Source organism: Sphingobium sp. 22B (genome assembly GCF_001580035.1).
In the GTDB taxonomy this organism is placed as follows: Bacteria; Pseudomonadota; Alphaproteobacteria; order Sphingomonadales; family Sphingomonadaceae; genus Sphingobium; species Sphingobium fuliginis.
In genome coordinates this window covers 1-335 of sequence record NZ_LTAB01000102.1, presented here as the reverse complement: position 1 = coordinate 335, position 335 = coordinate 1, and the positions used below count along the sequence as shown (strand labels likewise).

Annotated in this window: 1 protein-coding gene; it reads left to right on the top strand. The window is 53.1% G+C overall.

Going from position 1 to position 335, the window contains the following annotated elements; genetic code table 11:
• Positions 1 to 335: helix-turn-helix domain-containing protein (locus tag A0J57_RS27110; protein WP_235600964.1), on the top strand; the 335-nt coding region annotated here is incomplete at both ends.

The following is a 335-nucleotide window of genomic DNA, read 5'->3' as shown; positions in this document are numbered from 1 at the left end:
TCACGTGACCATGTGCAACCCTGATCACTGGACATTGCAAACGGCGGCGGAGCAATTGGGATTGTCCGTGGCTACGATCCGCCGTCGCCTTAGTAAATGCCAGCTTCAGGGCTATAAGGTTCAAGGTGTAAACGGTCCAGAATGGCGAGTCATACCCCCTACGCAGACCGCAACCATTGATCACGGTGACCCTGAGCAACTTGTTGAGCACCCTGATCAGTCCGTGATCACCGCCTTGCTCGACCGATTATCAGACGTTGAATCTCAGCTCAAGCAGGCCCAAACGGATTTGCAGGGAGCGAATTGGCGCAATGGTTATCTCTGTCTCTTATACA